This window comes from Actinomyces sp. 432 (assembly GCF_009930875.1).
Classification (GTDB): domain Bacteria; phylum Actinomycetota; class Actinomycetes; order Actinomycetales; family Actinomycetaceae; genus Actinomyces.
Genome location: NZ_CP025249.1, coordinates 1692249 through 1708767, shown reverse-complemented (window position 1 = coordinate 1708767; position 16519 = coordinate 1692249). Strand labels below are relative to the sequence as shown.

Here is a 16519-nt window from a genome sequence, read left to right as displayed (position 1 = left end):
TCCTGTCATCAATGCGGCTGGCAATGCGTGCCTATTCGGCGAGCGGGAGCGGGAGTTCGACGCCCAGCACCAGACACCGCCCTTCGGCACGTTACTTCGACCGACTTCGACACGTAACGTCTACGGACCTCGGCGGTTATATCGACCGACCTCGGCGGTTGCTTCGGTTGGCCGGTAGCATGGGGGACAAGATGACGAGTTCGCCCATCACACCAGCAGCCGCGACCGCGGCGACCACATCTCCGGCCTCCGCCGGATCCACTTCCACCGCAGGTTCTGCCGGTGCGTCCGCAACCGCCGGACCGGCGGACGTCACCCGCACCCTGACCCTGCCCGATGACCTCGCCCCCGTCGCCCTGCTCGGCGCCCGCGACGAGGTGCTGCGCGCAGTCGAGCGCGGCTTCCCCGACGTGTCCGTGCACGTGCGTGGCACCACCGTCACTGTCACGGGCGCTGCCGCCCGCGTGGACGTGGTGGTCGTGCTGCTGTCTGAACTGATCGACGTCGCCCGCGCCGGCACGCCCCTGACCGCCGACGCCGTCGACCGCGCCATTAGCCTGCTGGACGCCTCCGCCCGCCCCGCCGACATCCTCACCGACGAGGTCCTGACCACCCACGGGCGCTCCATCCGCCCCAAGTCCCTCGGCCAGAAGGCCTATACCGACGCGATTGAGAACTCCACCATCACCTTCGGCATCGGCCCCGCAGGAACCGGCAAGACCTACCTGGCCATGGCCAAGGCCGTCGACGCCCTGGCCCGCAAGCAGGTCTCCCGTATCATCCTCACCCGCCCGGCCGTGGAGGCGGGGGAGAACCTCGGCTTCCTGCCCGGAACTCTCACCGACAAGATCGACCCCTACCTGCGGCCCCTGTACGACGCCCTGCACGACATGCTCGACGCCGAGGCCCTGCCGCAGCTGATCGCCGCCGGCACCATCGAAGTGGCCCCGCTGGCCTACATGCGCGGACGCACCCTGAACGACGCCTTCATCATCCTGGACGAGGCCCAGAACACCAGCCCCGAGCAGATGAAGATGTTCCTCACCCGCCTCGGCTTCGGCTCCAAGATGGTGATCACCGGGGACGTCTCCCAGATCGACCTGCCCGGCGGGCGCCCCTCCGGGCTGCGGGTGGTGCGCCGCATCCTCGACGGCCTGGAGGACATCAGCTTCTGCGAACTGACCGCCGCCGACGTGGTACGGCACCGGCTAGTGGGCCAGATCGTCGACGCCTACGCCCGCTACGACGCCGAGCACGCCGAACCGGCCGGTCGCCCCGGTCCGGCCCCGTACCGCCGTGAAGGCTCCCACCGCCGCACCCCCTCCGAGTACCGAGACAGGAACCGCCCATGACCACCGAGGTCATTAACGAGACCACCACCACCATTGACGCCGCCGAGTTCGCCGCCCTGGCGGACCACGTGCTGTCCGCCATGCACGTCAGTCCCATGGCGGAGCTCAACATCCTGTTCATCGACCCCGAGCCCATGGCCGAGCTGCACGTGCGCTGGCTCGACCTGGAGGGCCCCACGGACGTGATGAGCTTCCCCATGGATGAGCTGCGGCCCGGTACTGCCGAGAACAAGACACCGCCGGGCACTCTGGGCGATGTGGTGCTGTGCCCGCAGGTGGCTGCCAAGCAGGCGCTTGAGGCCGGGCACAGCGCCGTGGAGGAGATGCTGCTGCTGACCGTGCACGGCATCCTGCACCTGCTCGGCTATGACCACGCCGAGCCGGAGGAGAAGAAGGAGATGTTCGACCTCCAGCGCCGGCTCCTGCTGACCTTCCTGGCGGAGCGCGGCAAGTGACCGCCGCTCCCTCCGTGCTACTGCTGCTCGCCGCGGTGGTGGCGCTCGGCTTCGGGATGGCGCTGTCAGCGGGGGAGGGGGCGCTTACCCGCATGACCCGGGCCGCCGCCGAGGATCTCGCGGAGGCAGGGCGGCGCGGCGCCGAGAGGGTCGTGGCCCTGACATCCCGCCGCGAGCAGGTCCTCGGCACGCTAGTCGGCCTGCGCGCAGGCGTGGACATGCTGGTGGCGGTCCTGGTCACCCTGGGCGTTGCTGGGCACTTCGAGAAGTGGTGGCAGGTCCTCCTCGTGGCAATCGGCCTGAACCTGGTGCTGCTGGGCCTGCTCGTAGGGGTCTCTCCGCGCTCGGCCGGCCGCCGCAACCCCGCCGGTACCCTTCTGGCGCTGGCGGGCCTGCTGGAGCGGGTCGATGCTCTCGGCGCACCCTGGCGCTGGCTGCAGGCCCGGTTCGGGCACGCCGCCGCACTCACTGATGCCGAGCTGCGCGCCGAGGTCACCGAGGACCTGCGCGAGATGATCGACGAGATCGGCGACTCCGAGACCATTGAGGACGAGGACCGCGAGATGATGCGCAGCGTGGTCGAGCTCGGGCAAACCCTCGTGCGCGAGGTCATGGTGCCCCGCACGGACATGGTCACCATCGATGAGGACAAGCCCACCTCTGCCGGCATGCGCCTGTTCATCCGCTCCGGCTACTCACGCGTACCCGTGATCGGGGAGGACGCCGACGACGTGCACGGCATCCTCTACCTCAAGGACGTGCTGCGGCGCCTGTCGGACCACCCCGAGTACTGGGAGCGGCCGGTATCCGCCTTCACGCGTGAGGCCGTGTACGTGCCCGAGACCAAGCTCGCCGATGACCTGCTGCGCGAGATGCAGCTGGGGCACTTTCACATTGCCCTGGCCGTGGACGAGTACGGCGGTATCGCCGGCCTGGTTACCCTGGAGGACCTGCTGGAGGAGGTCGTGGGAGAGCTAACCGACGAGCACGACCCCGCCGAACCGGTGGCTGAGGACCTTGGTGATGGCACGTTCCGCGTGCCCGTGCGCCTGGGCCTGGACGCCCTCGGTGAGCTGTTCGACCTGGAGATCGAGGACGACGACGTCGACACCGCCGGCGGGCTGCTCACAAAGGCCATCGGCAGGGTGCCGCTGCCCGGCGCCAGCGGTGACGTGCAGGGCATCCACCTGGTGGCTGAGGAGGCCACCGGGCGACGTCGGCAGGTTGCCACCCTGCTGGCCTCCCGCAGCGCCTCCGCCCCGTCGCAGCCCCGGGACGCCGCCGCTGCCGGCAGTACGGCGGGCGCGAGAACCGACCATGATCGGAAGGAAGAGTGACACCGATGACCAATGCCACCGACGCCGACGGCTTCCCCATCCTGCCGGACGAACCGGACGCGGATGACCCCACCCGCGCACCCATCGCCGTCCCCGAACACCCTGAGGACTTCCGCGCCGGCTTCGTCTGCCTGCTCGGCCGCCCCAACACCGGCAAGTCCACACTCACCAACGCGCTGGTGGGCCAAAAGATCGCCATCACCTCCGGCCGCCCAGAAACCACCCGCCACAACGTGCGCGGCGTCGTCAGCAGACCGGACAGCCAGTTGGTGCTGGTGGATACCCCCGGCTTCCACCGCCCCCGCACCCTGCTCGGCCAGCGCCTGAACGACCTGGTGCGTGAAACGCTCACGGGCGTGGACGTAGTCGCCTTCTGCATCCCCGCCGGCGACAAGATCGGCCCCGGCGACCGGCTCATCGCCCGGGAACTGGCCGACCTGGGCAAGCCGGTCGTCGCCGTCGTCACCAAGACCGACTCCGTCTCCCGCGCCAAGCTGGCCGAGCAGCTGCTTGCCGTCGACGCACTCGGCGACTGGGCGGATATCGTGCCCGTCTCCGCGCTCAAGGGGGACCAGGTCGACGTGCTGGAGGAGGTCCTCACCTCCCACCTGCCACCCTCCCCGCCGCTGTACCCCACCGACTCCGTCACCGATGAGCCCCAGGCCGTCATGGTCGGCGAGCTCGTCCGAGAGGCCGCCCTGGAGCGCCTGCGGGATGAGCTGCCGCACTCGCTGGCCGTCGTCGTCGACGAGATCGTGGACCCGGCCGCGGAGGCGGAGAATGCGGGCCGTGTAAAGGGCACCGGAAACCGGCTGCAGGTGCGCGTGAGCCTGCTGGTGGAGCGCGACTCGCAGAAGGCCATTGTGATTGGCCGGGCAGGCGCCAACCTCAAGGCCATCGGCTCCGAGGCGCGCCGCGGCATCCAGGAGCTGCTGGGCCGCAAGGTCTACCTCGACCTGCATGTGCGCACCGTCAAGGACTGGCAGTCCGACCCCAAGGCACTGACCAAACTAGGATTCTAAGACTCCTCGCCCATGCACCCATTCCCCGACTCCCACCGCCGTCCCAAGCGCCGGACCCGTCGCGGCCGCCCCATGACCATCCTGGCCCGCAGGATCGGCCCCAAGCGGCAACCCGCACGCATTACCGCAGCCGAGCTGCGTTCCGGCTGGGCCTGGATGCGCGAGTTCCCGCACCGCGCCTGGACGCTGTTGTCCGGGCTGTGGCGCACTGAGCGCCGTCGCACCCTGATCGTGCTGGCCGCGGCGATCGGCGTGGCCATCCTTATGGGGCTGCTCGGGACTGGGGGGCGGGAGATCTGGGAGATCCTGCTGACCATAGGGCTGGGCGCCCTCGTACTTGCGGTCTCCACCGACCACCGCACCATCGGCGGGGTGGCGGTTACCGTGCTGGGGCTCAGCCTCGTCGGAACGCTCGCCGGGCCGCGCTGGAACCCTCAGCCCCTGACGGACTCCCTGGCCCCGACCACCACTGACACCAGCATCGGCGGGGCCGTGACCACCGCCCCCGTCGGCACGTACGCGGTGGACACCAGCACTGTCATGGTCACTCAGGCCGACGGCGAGGCGGTTCCCGCCCTGCTGCGTCGCCCCATCGGGGTGGATGCAGACACCCCCGGCGTCGTCTTCATGCACGGCGCCGGCACTCACAGCATCTGGGGCTTCTCCGAGCAGGCCGAGTCGCTGGCCTCGGCCGGAGTAACCACCCTGGTTCCTTCCAAACCCATGGAGGACTACTCCACAACCGAGCGCAACTACCTGTCCATGGCCGCCGACTATCAGTGCAGTCTTGACTATCTGATTGCGTTGGACGGCGTGAACGCCGACGACGTCGGTGTCTACGGCGAGTCAGAGGGCGCCATTCCCGGCGTGGTGCTGACTGCCCAGGACGAGCGCGTTGCCTTCCTGGTCCTGGCCAGTGCCCCCGTGGTGCGGCTGCGGGAGCAGGCCGCGCTGGCGGTGGACAGCTACATGCGCAACGTGGGTGTGCCGGATGCGATGCTCGACCTGATCCCGCGGGTGCTCGGCAGCACCCAGATTCCCGGAGGCGGATTCGAGTACGCCGATTTCGACTCCGTGGCCTACCTGGAGACGATCAGCGTCCCGGTGCTAATGGTCTACGGCACCGCCGACGCCTCAATGCCCCTGGTGCAGGGACCCGGCACCGTGTGGGAGGCCCTGCAGGACGCGGGCAACGACCAGCTCACCGTCCGCTACTACGACGGCGCAAACCACGGCCTCAAGCTCGGTATCACCACCGACGGGTCCCTGGCCCCGGGGTAACCCGTGACCTTTCACGGTGGGTGACAGGACTGCCGGAGACCGCGGCCGCCGAGCCCCACGTCGCGGGCGCCACCCCCACCCAGGCCTACTGGGCGCAGACGCCCGACCCCACCCGCTGGTACGCCTCCGGAGACCTGATGCTCGCCACCCTCGTGATCGGCTTCGGCCTGATGGTGATGGCGGGCATCGGCTGGCTCCTGGGGCAGGCGCCCCGGCTGCGTGGACGGCGTGGCCTGCACCTGCCCGACCCCATCGGGCGCTGGTCCGTGTCCCTGTGCATGAGTGTGACTGCGGCCTGGCTGCTGTACGTGGTCTACATTCTGGGGGTGGCCTCCCTGGCCACTAGCTACCGCACCAATCACCTGTTCTCCTACGGTGGCTGGGTAGTAGTCCAGCTGGTGGCGGTTATCGCCGTCGTCATGCTCGTCAAGCTCGTCTACCGCGCCCGCCTCATGCGGGCGGCGGCGCATGATGCCAACCGGGAGCGCGGCGAGAAGGGACGCTGGCTCACCGTCCCTGCGGCGGCGGTGCTCTCTGCGGCCGTGATCGGGGCTGCGACGCTACTGGTTGCCATCGCCTACTGGGGCCTGTTCCCCATGCTGGTATGAGTGGTAGTGAGCGGGCAGGCAGGCCGTGAGAGCCCTGAAGCTGGTCGCCTGGGCGTGCAGCCTGCGTAGCCCCGGGTTGGTATTCGCCCCGTCGGTACGCTCGTTCGCGCTAGCGCTGATGCTCGTACTCATCTGGGCCGCCACCCGGGGCGAGGTGATCATCACCGGCGGTCTCGCCCGGTCGCTGACGGTTGCGGGCCTCGGGGCACTGGTCGCGGTGGCGAACGCCTCGGCACTGCTGCGCGATCTCGACTCCGCTCGACGCGGGGCGCTGCGCTACTACGGATTCCGGCCGGCGGACTTCCTCGCGCTGTACGCAGTCATGTCCCTGCCGCTGACGGCGTTGGAGGCTGTGTGTGGAACGTTAGTACTGGACTTTCCGGGCTGGTCCGAACCGGGCCGCTTCGGGCTGCTGTTGGCGGCGTGGACGGTGACGACGGCGCTGGGGGCGGTTGCCGCGGACTGGCTTGCACACGTCGGCATTGCACCCGGGCTCCCAATGACGCGGCTAAAGCTGCGAATCGGTGCCAGGCTGCGGAGCCGTGTCTCTTCGCTGTGCGTGGTCTACCTGTGCTCGGCCTCCTGGTTGCCGACGATTCTGGTGGCAGCTGTGGGCGTGGTGAGCGTATACGCGCTGGGACGCTTCGGTCAGTCGGTCTTCGTTGGCGTGTTCGTCGCGGGTGCCTACCTGGCTGCGACGGTGATCGGCGTTCTCGCCGAGGTCGATGACACGCCTTCAGCCCGCTATGCCAGGAGCCGTTACGCCATCGCCGACGCGGAGCTGCGGCGCGCCAAGCTCGCGCTGGCGCTGCCGCTACTGGTTGCCGAATGCCTGGCGGCTAGCACGCTCGGCATGGTCGCCGGGGCCCGCATCGATGTCGTCCACCTGCTGGTGTGCCTGGTATACCTGCCGCTACTGGCGATGGCGCTGGCCGACGCGGCCACCGCCTACACCCGGCGGCATCGCATGCTGCCCGCCGCGGAACTGGGCGGGGCACTGCTCGCCCTGGTTCCGGGGCTGCCCCTGGCGGTGCTCCCGGCCGCCGCCCACCTACTGCGCAGGAGCAAACATGCTTGAAGTCATTGGCGTACAGCGTCGGTACCGCGGCGGGCGCGGCACCGGGCCGCTGACCCTGGAGGTGGCAGCGGGGAGGTGCTCGGCGTCGTCGGCCCCAACGGGGCGGGCAAGACCACGCTCTTCGGCGCCCTGTGCGGGGTGAACGACTTCCAGTCCGGCACCGTCCGCCTGGACGAACGCGAGCTGGGGCGGCGCCTGCCCGCCGAGGCCTGTGGCTTCCTGCCCGAGCAAAGTCGGCTGTTCCCACAGCTCACCGCCTGTCAGGCGTGCCGCTTCGAGGCCTCCATGCGGCACCTGGAGGTGGACGAGGACGCGCTGGAGGGGCAGCTGGACCGCTTCGGCTGCGCCGACTTCCGCGACACCGAGGTAAGGCACCTGTCCCAGGGAATGACCCGCCGCCTGGGGATCGCCTGCGCCTTCCTCGGTGCCCCTCGGGTGGTGGTGCTGGACGAGCCGCTGAACGGGCTCGATGCGGAGGGCGTGCTGCTGTTCCGACGCGCCCTGGCCGACTACCTTGACGGCGGCGGCATCGCCCTGATGTCCAGCCACATCCTCAGCGTGCTCGACGAGGTCTGTCAGCGGGTGGTGCTGCTCAAGGACGGGCTGGTGGCCGCTACCGTGGACGTGCGCAACGGCGGCGCCGAGCGGGCCTACCTCGAGGTCTTCGGGCAGTGAGTGGGTACGCATTGACGTAACACTCTGGATGGTGACCTATAGTGCTAAGTGAAGTCGTAATGCGGCATCAACCTTGGCCATGAGCTCTGCCGGCAAGTGTCCTACCACCTGACCGAGGCGTTGAACCGCCACGGAACGCACCTGTTCCGCCTGTGCCTTGGAGTCCAATGACAGCCCGGTTAACTCCCCGGGGAGAAGGACTTGGAACGGGAGAACACGCTCAGTTGAGCTCGTGACTGGTACCACCGTTACAACACCTCGGTCGAGAACCGCGGCCGCCGTATTGGCATCGTCGTTGCTTACCACGACGGCAGGTCCGCGCTTGTTTACCTCGCTGCCGATCACGGGATCGAGGTTCACAATCCGTATCTCACCGCGCAGCATCATCGTCCCCGTCGGCGACTGTCATGTCCCATTCGGATGAGTCTGGGGAATCCGCCCAGTCCCTCCAGGCTTCCATGTAGGCATCGCGCAAATTCTCCCGGTGAAGACGACGTATAGCCGTTTGGACTCCCGCGGATCTTGAAGGAAGACCTTCCTGGCTCACGTACTCGTCTAGGAGTGCTAGATCCGCCTCGCTCAGGCTCACACTGACTTTCATACCCAACAACTACCGCTAGTCGCTAAACGGTGGCAGTCTGGTGGCAGAACCGGTGTGCCGGTGTTGTGTTCAGGCCAGGGGCGGGAACTCCTCCAGGGAGAACACCGATTCCACGGGCACATCGAAGTAGCGGGCGATGCGCAGCGCCAGGTAAAGCGACGGGGCGTACTCGCCGCGCTCCAGATAGCCGACCGTCTGGTAGTGCACGCCGAGCGCCTCCGCCAGCTGCCGGCGGCTGACCCTGCGGTCCGCGCGCAGCACGGCGATGCGGTTGTGAACGACATCTCCGGACATCTCACAGCCCAGTCTGCGAGCGGATCGTCGACTGGGTGCGATTCAGCCCGCCGATCGTCTCCTTGCGGAAGCTGCGGCGAATGACCGGCGGCACCAGCCCGAAGCCGACGACGATCCAGGCCAGCAGCACCGCGACGGCCAGCGCCGGGTGGAAGCTGCCGCCGATCTCCCAGGACGGATCGCCCACTAGCGCCCAGCGGGTCAGGTGCCCGGACCAGTAGGTCGGCAGCACCATCTGAATGCCCTGCACCCAGCCCGGCAGCGCGGAGGTCGGGTAGCAGCAACCGGCCACGAACAGCACCAGGCAGATCACCATGTTCACCATGTAACTGTAAACGCCGCGGATGAACACGCTGAGGAAGAACCCGAGCGGCGCGCACGCCAACGAGGCCAGCGCGGCAATAAGCAGACAGAGCAACGTCGTTCCGGTGGAGGGCATCGTGACAGCAATGAACAGGACAGTCCCTACAAGGATCATCGCCTGCATGAGGAACACCAGCACCACGGTGGACAGCGTCTTGCCGATCGCCCAGGTGAGCGGTCCGTGCGGGAGGATGCGCACCCGCAGCAGTGCGCCCCCGATGCGATCGGTATAGGTCTCCGCTCCAATCTGCATCATGACGAGACTGGCGAAGCCGCCGACGGCGCCGGCCGCGAACATGGTGCCGAAGGCACTGGTTGAGTCGAGTCCGCTGAGTGGGCCGTCGCTTATCCGGGAGACGACCAATATGGCGGCCACCGTAAACAGGATGGACGTCGCTCCGGCTCCCACGATGCTCGGGCGCAGGTCGCCGTAGGCCTGACGCGCCGCTGCGCGTAGTACGGACAGGGGCAAAGATCGAGTGGAGGTCATGGCCTGGGCTCCTTGGCGCTAGGGGTGGTTGCCGAATCACTCCGGATGGCCAAGTGATCCGTGCTGCTTTGTCCGGCGTCCGCGGGCTGGGAGACCAGGGCGAGGTAGGCCTCTTCCAGAGTGGGGCGAGTGACCGTCAACTCGCTGATCGCGTCCAGGTCCAGCTGTTGCAGGAAGCGCTCCGGAGCTGCGGTGGCATGCACATGGCGCTCGCCATCCTGCATCCAGGTCACCTCGGCCTCCCGGCCGATGCGCTCACGCAACTCGGTGACGGTGCCTTCGGCGATGATCCGGCCCGCCGCCATGATGACGACCCGCGAGGCCAGGCGCTCCGCCTCGGAGAGGTCATGTGTGGTCATCAGTACGGTGGCCGCGTCGTCCACCCGCTCCATGATCAGGTCGTGCAGACGCGTCTTGGAGACGGGGTCAAGCCCCGTCGTCGGCTCGTCGAGAATTAGCAGCTCGGGGTGACCCAACAGCGCCGCCGCGAAGTCAAGCGTGCGGCGTTGCCCTCCCGAAAGCCGGGAGAGGCGGGAATCGGCCTTGTCCGCCAGCCCCACGGCGTCGAGCACCTCAGCCGCCGTGGCCACCCGCGTCGTCGCGGTCAGCAGCATGGAGCGAATCCATTCCAGCTGGTCCTTCACCCGCCACTTGGCGTGATCGGTCCAGTTCTGCTGCACCAGCCCGATCCGCGCCCAGAAGGCTGCATCCGTGCGGCGCGGATCCGTACCGAAGACGCGGACGCTGCCCGCGTGCGGGCGCAGTGAGCCGAGCAGGTTCTCCACGAGCGTGGTCTTGCCGACGCCGTTGGGGCCGAGCAGGCAGACCACCTCGCCGGGCTGGACCGTGAGGCTGACGTCGTGCAATACGGGGTGCTTGCCATAGGCGAATCCGACACCCTGGGCGCTAATCACGGGTGGGGCAGGGGACATGTCCGGTCCTTCCTGGTAGGTGCGCTACTGAATGTAGCAGACCTACTACATATTGCGTGTGATGATGACGGGTGCTGTGGCCGTGAGTTGCGAGAGCTGCTCGTCGTCGCGCCGTCCACACTGTGACCTGGCGTGGCGGAGCGGCGGATTCGCGGTACGGTGTCCCCGTGCGCGCGACCTCGGTCCGGGAGCGGAACCTCCTGCTTAGTCGCCGCGGCGGGGCCTGAACAGGCCGGCACCCCGACCGCGGCTAACTTCGCGTAGCCAGCCACCCCGGCGCGCCGGGCTCCGGCGCCGGCAACCAGCACATCTGCTCAGGAGAACCCAGACTCATGCGTACCGCCCGCCCCGCACCACAGCAGCCCTCCGGCATGCCCTTCACCAAGTACCGGCCCTTCCTCGACACGGTTGACGTCTCCCTGCCGGACCGCACCTGGCCGAACAACCGCATCACCCACGCCCCCCGCTGGCTGAGCACCGATCTGCGCGACGGCAACCAGTCCCTCATCGAGCCCATGGGGCCCGCCGCCAAGCGCGCCATCTTCGACCTGCTGGTGCGCATGGGCTTCAAGGAGATCGAGGTCGGCTTCCCCGCCGCCTCCCAGACCGACTACGACTTCGTGCGCTCCCTGGTGGAGGACGACGCCATCCCCGAGGACGTGACCATCTCGGTGCTGACCCAGTCCCGCGAGGACCTGATTGACCGCACCCTGGACGCCTGCGTCGGCGCGCCGCGCGCCACCGTCCACCTGTACAACGCCCTGTCCCCGCTGTTCCGCGAGGTCGTCTTCCGCATGGGCAAGGACGACATCCGCGAACTCGCCGTCGAAGGCACCCGCCAGGTAATGGCACGTGCCGAGAAGGTGCTCACCGATGACACCATCTTCGGCTACGAGTACTCCCCGGAGATCTTCGTGGACACCGAGCGCGAGTACTCCCTGGAGGTGTGCGAGGCCGTCATGGGCGTGTGGCAGCCCGAGGGCGACCGCGAGATCATCCTCAACCTGCCCGCCACCGTCGAGCGCGCCACCCCCAATGTCTACGCCGACCAGATCGAGTGGATGAGCCGCAACCTCTCCCACCGCGACGCCGTGTGCCTGTCCATCCACAACCACAACGACCGCGGTTCCGGCATCGCCGCCGCCGAACTCGGCGTGCTCGCCGGGGCCGACCGCGTGGAGGGCTGCCTGTTCGGCCACGGCGAGCGCACCGGCAACGTCGACCTGGTCACCCTCGCCCTGAACCTGTTCAGCCAGGGCATCGACCCCATGCTCGACCTATCCGACATCGACGAGGTGCGCCGCGTCGTCGAGCACTCCACCCAGATGGACGTGCCCCCGCGCACCCCCTACGCCGGCGAGCTCGTCTACACCTCCTTCTCCGGCTCTCACCAGGACGCCATCAAGAAGGGCTTCGCCGCACGCGCCGAGAAGGTCGCCGCCAAGACCGCCGAGGGACTGACCGAGGCCGAGGCGGACGTGGCCGTGCCCTGGTCCATGCCCTACCTGCCCATCGACCCGCACGATGTGGGCCGCTCCTACGAGGCCGTGGTGCGGGTGAACTCCCAGTCCGGCAAGGGCGGGGTGTCCTACCTGCTGCGCACCACCCACAACCTGGATCTGCCGCGCCGCCTGCAGATCGAGTTCTCCAACATCGTCCAGCGCCACACCGACACCTTCGGCGGCGAGGTCGACGCCAACGAGCTGTGGTCGATCTTCGCCGACGAGTACCTGCCGGCCTCGGCGGCACCCGGCGCCGACCTGCCCACCTGGGGCCGCTACAGCCTCAAGGGCGCCACACTCACCGCGGTCGGCGACGACGAGTCCATCCTTACCGTCACCATCTCCGACGGCGACGAGCGCAAGCTGCTGACCGCATCCGGCTCCGGCCCGCTGGATGCCTTCGTCACCGCCCTGGAGCAGACCGGTGTACAGGTGCGCATCCTCGACTACGCCGAGCACGCCCTAAGCGAGGGCCGCGACGCCCGCGCCGCCTGCTACGTCGAGTGCGAGGTCGGTGGTCAGGTCCTGTGGGGCGTGGGCATCGACCCCTCCATCACCACTGCCTCCTTCAAGGCCGTGATATCCGCCGTCAACCGCGCTATGCGCTGACAGGGGCGCCGTTGGGGGAGAGGCTCTACCGGGACGAGGCCATCGTCCTGCGCACCTACAAGCTGGGCGAGGCGGACCGCATCGTCGTCATGCTCACCCGCGCCCACGGGCAGGTGCGCGCCGTCGCCAAGGGAGTGCGCCGCACCACCTCGCGCTTCGGTGCGCGCCTGGAGCCCTTCTCCATGATTGACGTGCAGCTGCACGCCGGGCGCAGCCTGGACGTGGTTACCCAGGTGGAGACCATCGATCCGTTCGGCCGTAACATCGCCGCCGACTACGCCATGTTCACCTGCGCCGAGACCATGGCGGAGACCGCCGAGCGCCTCACGCAGGACGACGGCGACCTGGGCACCACCGACTCCCCCCAGCAGTTCTTGCTGCTGTACGGGGCGTTGTCCGCGTTGGCGCGACGCCGTCACGCGCCCGGTCTGGTGCTGGACTCCTACCTGCTGCGGGCCCTGGCCCTGGCCGGCTGGGCGCCCTCCTGCTACGACTGCGCCCGCTGCGGCGCCCCAGGCCCCCACACCGCCTTCCACGTACAGGCGGGCGGTGCCGTCTGCTCCGCCTGCCGACCCGCCGGCTCCGTCGACGTCGAGCCGGGTGCCATGGCGCTGCTCGGCGCACTGCTCTCGGGGAACTGGGAGCTGGCCGATGCCTCCAGCCCGCGCGAGCGCGCCGAGGCATCCGGATGCGTGTCCGCCTACCTGACCTGGCACCTGGAACGGCGCCTGCGTTCACTCTCCCTCGTAGAAAGGGCCTGACATGCCTGACGCTACCGACGCCGCTCCCGCCGTCGGGGGCGGCTCCGATCCTCGCCCGCTCGACGTCGTCCCCCTGCACCGCCAGGGCCTGACCCCGCCGGCTCTCGACCCGGCGTCCGTGCCCGCGCATGTCGCCTGCGTCATGGACGGCAACGGCCGCTGGGCCAATGCGCGCGGCCTGCCCCGCACCGAGGGGCACCGGGTGGGGGAGTCGACCATGATGGACGTGATCGCTGGCGCCGTCGAGCTGGGGGTGAAGGAACTCAGCGTGTACGCCTTCTCCACGGAGAACTGGAAGCGCTCACCCGCCGAGGTGCGCTTTCTCATGGGCTTCACTCGCACGGTGCTGCGCGCCCAGACCGACGACCTGCTGGCCTGGGGCGTGCGAGTGAACTGGGTGGGGCGCGAGCCGAAGCTGTGGAAATCGGTGCTCAAGGAGGTACGTCGCTCCGAGCGCATCACCGCCGGGAACGACACCATGGTGCTGAACATGTGCCTGAACTACGGCGGCCGCGCCGAGCTCGCCGACGCCGCGCGCGCCATGGCCCGCGACGTGGAGGCCGGGCGGCTGCGGGCGGCGTCGATCAACGAGAAGACCGTGCAGCGCTACCTGTACTCCCCACACATGCGGGACGTGGACCTGCTGATCCGTACCGGCGGGGAGCAGCGCACCAGCAACTTCCTGATGTGGTCCTCGGCCTACGCGGAGCTGTACTTCTCCGACCTGCCCTGGCCCGAGTTCGACCGCACCGAGCTGTGGCGCGCCTGCGAGGCCTACGCGCACCGCGAGCGCCGCTTCGGCGGCGCCGTCGAGCGGGTCGCCGGCGCCTAAGCACCGCGGCGCTACTTCTACCGAACTCGGCACGTAACGTCTACCGGTCTCGGTACGTAACAAGTGCCGGTCTGGGTGTGTTACTGGTGCCGGTCTCGGGAGCAGGCGGGGCACAGGCCGAAGAACTCCACTGTGTGCTGCATGTCCGTGAAGCCCTGCTCGGCGGAGACTCGGCGGATCCACTCCTCCAGCTCGTCCCCGGCGACCTCCACCGTGCGACCGCAGGAGCGGCACACGATGTGGTGGTGGTGCCCGGGGCGCTCGCACTCCCGGTACAGCGCCTCACCGTCGGTGCCGCGGATCTGGTCCACCTGGCCTGCCTCCGCCAGGGCCGTCAGGTTGCGGTAGACGGTCGCCAGCCCCACCTTGGTGCCCTCCGCCTGCAGGGCGGCGTGAATCTGCTGGGCGGAGCGGAACTCGTTGGTGCGGGACAGGATGTCGGCCACTGCAGCCCGCTGCCAGGTAGCGCGGTGATGCGGTGGATTTCCATTACCCCTGGTGGCGTTGACACTCATGCGGGCACCTCCTGTTGTCCGTAATCAATTCGCATGCCGCCTCCCTGGCGGCGACCGTGGCGGGAGCGGGTGGCACGCACCACCCCGCCGACAAGCGCTACAACGGCGTATGTGCACACCAGTAGCACAACGATCATGGCACCCGGGGAGGCCGCCAGGAAATACGTGATGGTCAGCCCGGCTACGCAGGCGACCACGCCGATCACCATGGCCAGGTGCATGGTGCGTCCGAAGGAGTATGACACCAGCTGGGCGATCGCCACGGGAACGATCATCACTGCGGAGACCAGCAGCGCGCCCACCACCCGCATGGACACGGATACGGTCAGTGCCGCCACCACGGCCACAGTCACGTTCAGCGCGGCCGTGGGCAGGCCGATCGAGCGGGCGAACTCCTCGTCGTGGCACAGCGCGAACAGTGGCCCGCGCAAGCCGATTCCCACCGCTAGTACCACGGCGGCGAGCACCACCGTAAACCAAGTGTCAGAGGTTGACACGGTCGCGATCGAGCCGAACAGGTAGCTGGTGAGATTCGTCGTCGTCCCGCCTGCCAGCTTGATCAGGATCACGCCGCCGGCGATGCCCCCGTAGAACAGGATCGCCAGGGCCACGTCGCCGCGGGTGCGCCCGCGGGCGCGAATGACCTCAATCAGCACCGCGCCGAGCACGGAGGCGATGATCGCCCCCGGAATGGCCCAGGCGTCGTGGGGGGTGACGTTCGCGGCCGCGCCGGCGATCCAGCCGAGCGCCACGCCGGTCAGGGCGATGTGCCCGATGCCGTCGCCCAGCAGTGCCAGGCCCCGCTGCACCAGGTAGGTGCCCACCACCGGGGCGGACAGCCCTACCAGCACGGCCACGATATAAGCACGCTGCATGAGCGGGCTGGCCAGCATCTGGCCAAGAGCGGTCATAAAGTCATTCACTGGAGGCCTCCTGCCTGCCGCACGGAGGTGGTCAGTACCGGGGCGTGGTGGGCCGTTGGCTCGGTGGCGCCGTGTTCATGCTCGTGCTCGCAGTTGTCCAGGCGGTCGTGGCCGAGCTCGTCATGGCGGGCGTGATCGTGGGCCAGCGCCTCCCGCGGCCCGTCGAATACCACCCGCCCCTCTGACAGCACCACCGCCCGTTCAACAACATCCGCCAGCTCGCCCATCTCGTGCAGGACGGTCAGCAGCGTCAGTCCCTGCGCGCGCAAGTCGTCCAGGGTGACCGCCAGCGCCGCACGCGAGGCGCGGTCAATCCCGGCTAGGGGCTCGTCCAGTAGCAGCAGCTCGGGAGAGCGCACCAGGGCGCGGGCGATCAGCACGCGCTGGGACTGTCCGCCGGAGAACACCTGCACGTGGTCCTGCGCGCGGTCGGCCAGGCCTACGGCGTCCAGAGCATCGAGGGCGCGCCGACGGGCCGCACGGCCGCGGTCGGCGAAGGGGCGCCCGGGAGACAGCAGGCCCGAGCGGACCACCTCCAGCGCCGTCGCCGGCACGCCGGAGGAGGCCCCCACCCGCTGTGGCACATAACCGACTCGCTGCCACGGCACCGCGCGGCGCTCGCGAACGTCGTGGCCGAACAGGCGCACCGATCCGGAGCAGGTCGGCACCAGGCCGAGGATCGCCTTTACCAGGGTCGACTTGCCCGAGCCATTCGCGCCCAGTAGCGCGAGCGACTGACCTGCGCCTACCGTCAGGTCGACCCCGTCCAGAATGGGGCTGGATCCCAGTACCACGCTGGCTTCAGCCACTTCAATGGGCGCGGTGCCCGAGCTCGTGGAGGTGGAAAGCGACTTGAGTGTCATGAAGTCCTTCTGCCGATGATGGGAAC

18 protein-coding genes are annotated in these 16519 nt (G+C 68.7%); 11 read left to right on the top strand and 7 right to left on the bottom strand.

What is annotated here, in order from left to right; all coding sequences use genetic code 11:
• Nucleotides 1-191 precede the first annotated feature (191 nt).
• The 8 genes from CWT12_RS07140 to CWT12_RS07110 all read left to right on the top strand — a co-directional run bounded on the left by CWT12_RS07140 (nucleotide 192) and on the right by CWT12_RS07110 (nucleotide 7808).
• On the top strand, nucleotides 192-1352 hold the full coding sequence (locus CWT12_RS07140; protein WP_161924269.1) for a PhoH family protein: 1161 nt from the start codon (nucleotides 192-194) through the stop codon (nucleotides 1350-1352).
• Nucleotides 1349-1807 carry an rRNA maturation RNase YbeY gene (ybeY, locus tag CWT12_RS07135; protein ID WP_161924268.1) on the top strand — a complete coding sequence of 153 codons (459 nt, stop codon included), beginning with the start codon at nucleotides 1349-1351 and terminating at the stop codon, nucleotides 1805-1807. Before CWT12_RS07140 ends, ybeY begins: the two co-directional genes overlap by 4 nt.
• Entirely contained in the window at nucleotides 1804-3144 is a 1341-nt protein-coding gene (locus tag CWT12_RS07130; RefSeq protein ID WP_161924267.1) for a hemolysin family protein, read from the top strand. The genes ybeY and CWT12_RS07130 overlap by 4 nt, the downstream gene beginning before the upstream one ends.
• A gap of 5 nt (nucleotides 3145-3149) precedes the next feature.
• Nucleotides 3150-4166, top strand: a complete 1017-nt coding sequence (gene era / locus CWT12_RS07125; RefSeq protein WP_161924266.1) for a GTPase Era — start codon at nucleotides 3150-3152, stop codon at nucleotides 4164-4166.
• Between the two features lie 12 nt (nucleotides 4167-4178).
• Nucleotides 4179-5447: an alpha/beta hydrolase family protein gene (locus CWT12_RS13935; RefSeq protein ID WP_237564073.1), complete on the top strand. Its 1269-nt coding sequence runs from the start codon at nucleotides 4179-4181 to the stop codon at nucleotides 5445-5447.
• Nucleotides 5448-5467: 20 nt separating this feature from the next.
• Entirely contained in the window at nucleotides 5468-6055 is a 588-nt protein-coding gene (locus CWT12_RS13930; RefSeq protein ID WP_237564072.1) for a hypothetical protein, read from the top strand.
• A gap of 25 nt (nucleotides 6056-6080) precedes the next feature.
• On the top strand, nucleotides 6081-7133 hold the full coding sequence (locus CWT12_RS07115) for a hypothetical protein (protein WP_161924265.1): 1053 nt from the start codon (nucleotides 6081-6083) through the stop codon (nucleotides 7131-7133).
• 75 nt (nucleotides 7134-7208) lie between these two features.
• Nucleotides 7209-7808: an ATP-binding cassette domain-containing protein gene (locus CWT12_RS07110; protein ID WP_161924264.1), complete on the top strand. Its 600-nt coding sequence runs from the start codon at nucleotides 7209-7211 to the stop codon at nucleotides 7806-7808.
• Between the two features lie 36 nt (nucleotides 7809-7844).
• Here the strand turns inward: CWT12_RS07110 and CWT12_RS07105 are convergent, their stop codons facing one another.
• From CWT12_RS07105 to CWT12_RS07090, 4 genes are all read right to left on the bottom strand, one after another.
• On the bottom strand, nucleotides 7845-8192 hold the full coding sequence (locus CWT12_RS07105; protein WP_161925352.1) for a type II toxin-antitoxin system PemK/MazF family toxin: 348 nt from the start codon (nucleotides 8190-8192) through the stop codon (nucleotides 7845-7847).
• Between the two features lie 286 nt (nucleotides 8193-8478).
• A complete protein-coding gene (locus CWT12_RS07100) occupies nucleotides 8479-8703 on the bottom strand; it encodes a helix-turn-helix transcriptional regulator (protein ID WP_161924263.1) in 225 nt (74 codons plus the stop codon).
• Nucleotide 8704: 1 nt separating this feature from the next.
• Complete coding sequence (locus CWT12_RS07095; RefSeq protein WP_161924262.1) at nucleotides 8705-9556, bottom strand: ABC transporter permease; 852 nt, start codon at nucleotides 9554-9556, stop codon at nucleotides 8705-8707.
• A complete protein-coding gene (locus CWT12_RS07090; RefSeq protein ID WP_161924261.1) occupies nucleotides 9553-10488 on the bottom strand; it encodes an ABC transporter ATP-binding protein in 936 nt (311 codons plus the stop codon). The genes CWT12_RS07095 and CWT12_RS07090 overlap by 4 nt, the downstream gene beginning before the upstream one ends.
• A 332-nt stretch (nucleotides 10489-10820) precedes the next feature.
• Between CWT12_RS07090 and leuA the strand changes: the two genes are divergently transcribed.
• The 3 genes from leuA to uppS are packed head-to-tail and all read left to right on the top strand — an operon-like array spanning nucleotide 10821 to nucleotide 14192.
• Nucleotides 10821-12599 (top strand): 2-isopropylmalate synthase, encoded by a 1779-nt coding sequence (leuA, locus tag CWT12_RS07085; RefSeq protein WP_161924260.1) that lies wholly within the window; start codon nucleotides 10821-10823, stop codon nucleotides 12597-12599.
• An 11-nt stretch (nucleotides 12600-12610) separates the two neighbouring features.
• On the top strand, nucleotides 12611-13360 hold the full coding sequence (gene recO / locus CWT12_RS07080) for a DNA repair protein RecO (protein WP_161924259.1): 750 nt from the start codon (nucleotides 12611-12613) through the stop codon (nucleotides 13358-13360).
• A 1-nt stretch (nucleotide 13361) separates the two neighbouring features.
• Entirely contained in the window at nucleotides 13362-14192 is an 831-nt protein-coding gene (gene uppS, locus CWT12_RS07075; protein ID WP_161924258.1) for a polyprenyl diphosphate synthase, read from the top strand.
• Nucleotides 14193-14272: 80 nt separating this feature from the next.
• Here uppS and CWT12_RS07070 read toward each other — a convergent pair whose 3' ends face one another.
• Genes CWT12_RS07070 through CWT12_RS07060 form a run of 3 tightly spaced genes read right to left on the bottom strand, consistent with a single transcriptional unit; the run spans nucleotide 14273 to nucleotide 16493 of the window.
• Nucleotides 14273-14707, bottom strand: a complete 435-nt coding sequence (locus CWT12_RS07070; protein WP_161924257.1) for a Fur family transcriptional regulator — start codon at nucleotides 14705-14707, stop codon at nucleotides 14273-14275.
• Nucleotides 14704-15618: a metal ABC transporter permease gene (locus CWT12_RS07065; RefSeq protein WP_161925351.1), complete on the bottom strand. Its 915-nt coding sequence runs from the start codon at nucleotides 15616-15618 to the stop codon at nucleotides 14704-14706. Before CWT12_RS07065 ends, CWT12_RS07070 begins: the two co-directional genes overlap by 4 nt.
• A gap of 8 nt (nucleotides 15619-15626) precedes the next feature.
• Nucleotides 15627-16493: a metal ABC transporter ATP-binding protein gene (locus CWT12_RS07060; RefSeq protein ID WP_161924256.1), complete on the bottom strand. Its 867-nt coding sequence runs from the start codon at nucleotides 16491-16493 to the stop codon at nucleotides 15627-15629.
• Nucleotides 16494-16519: the final 26 nt, after the last annotated feature.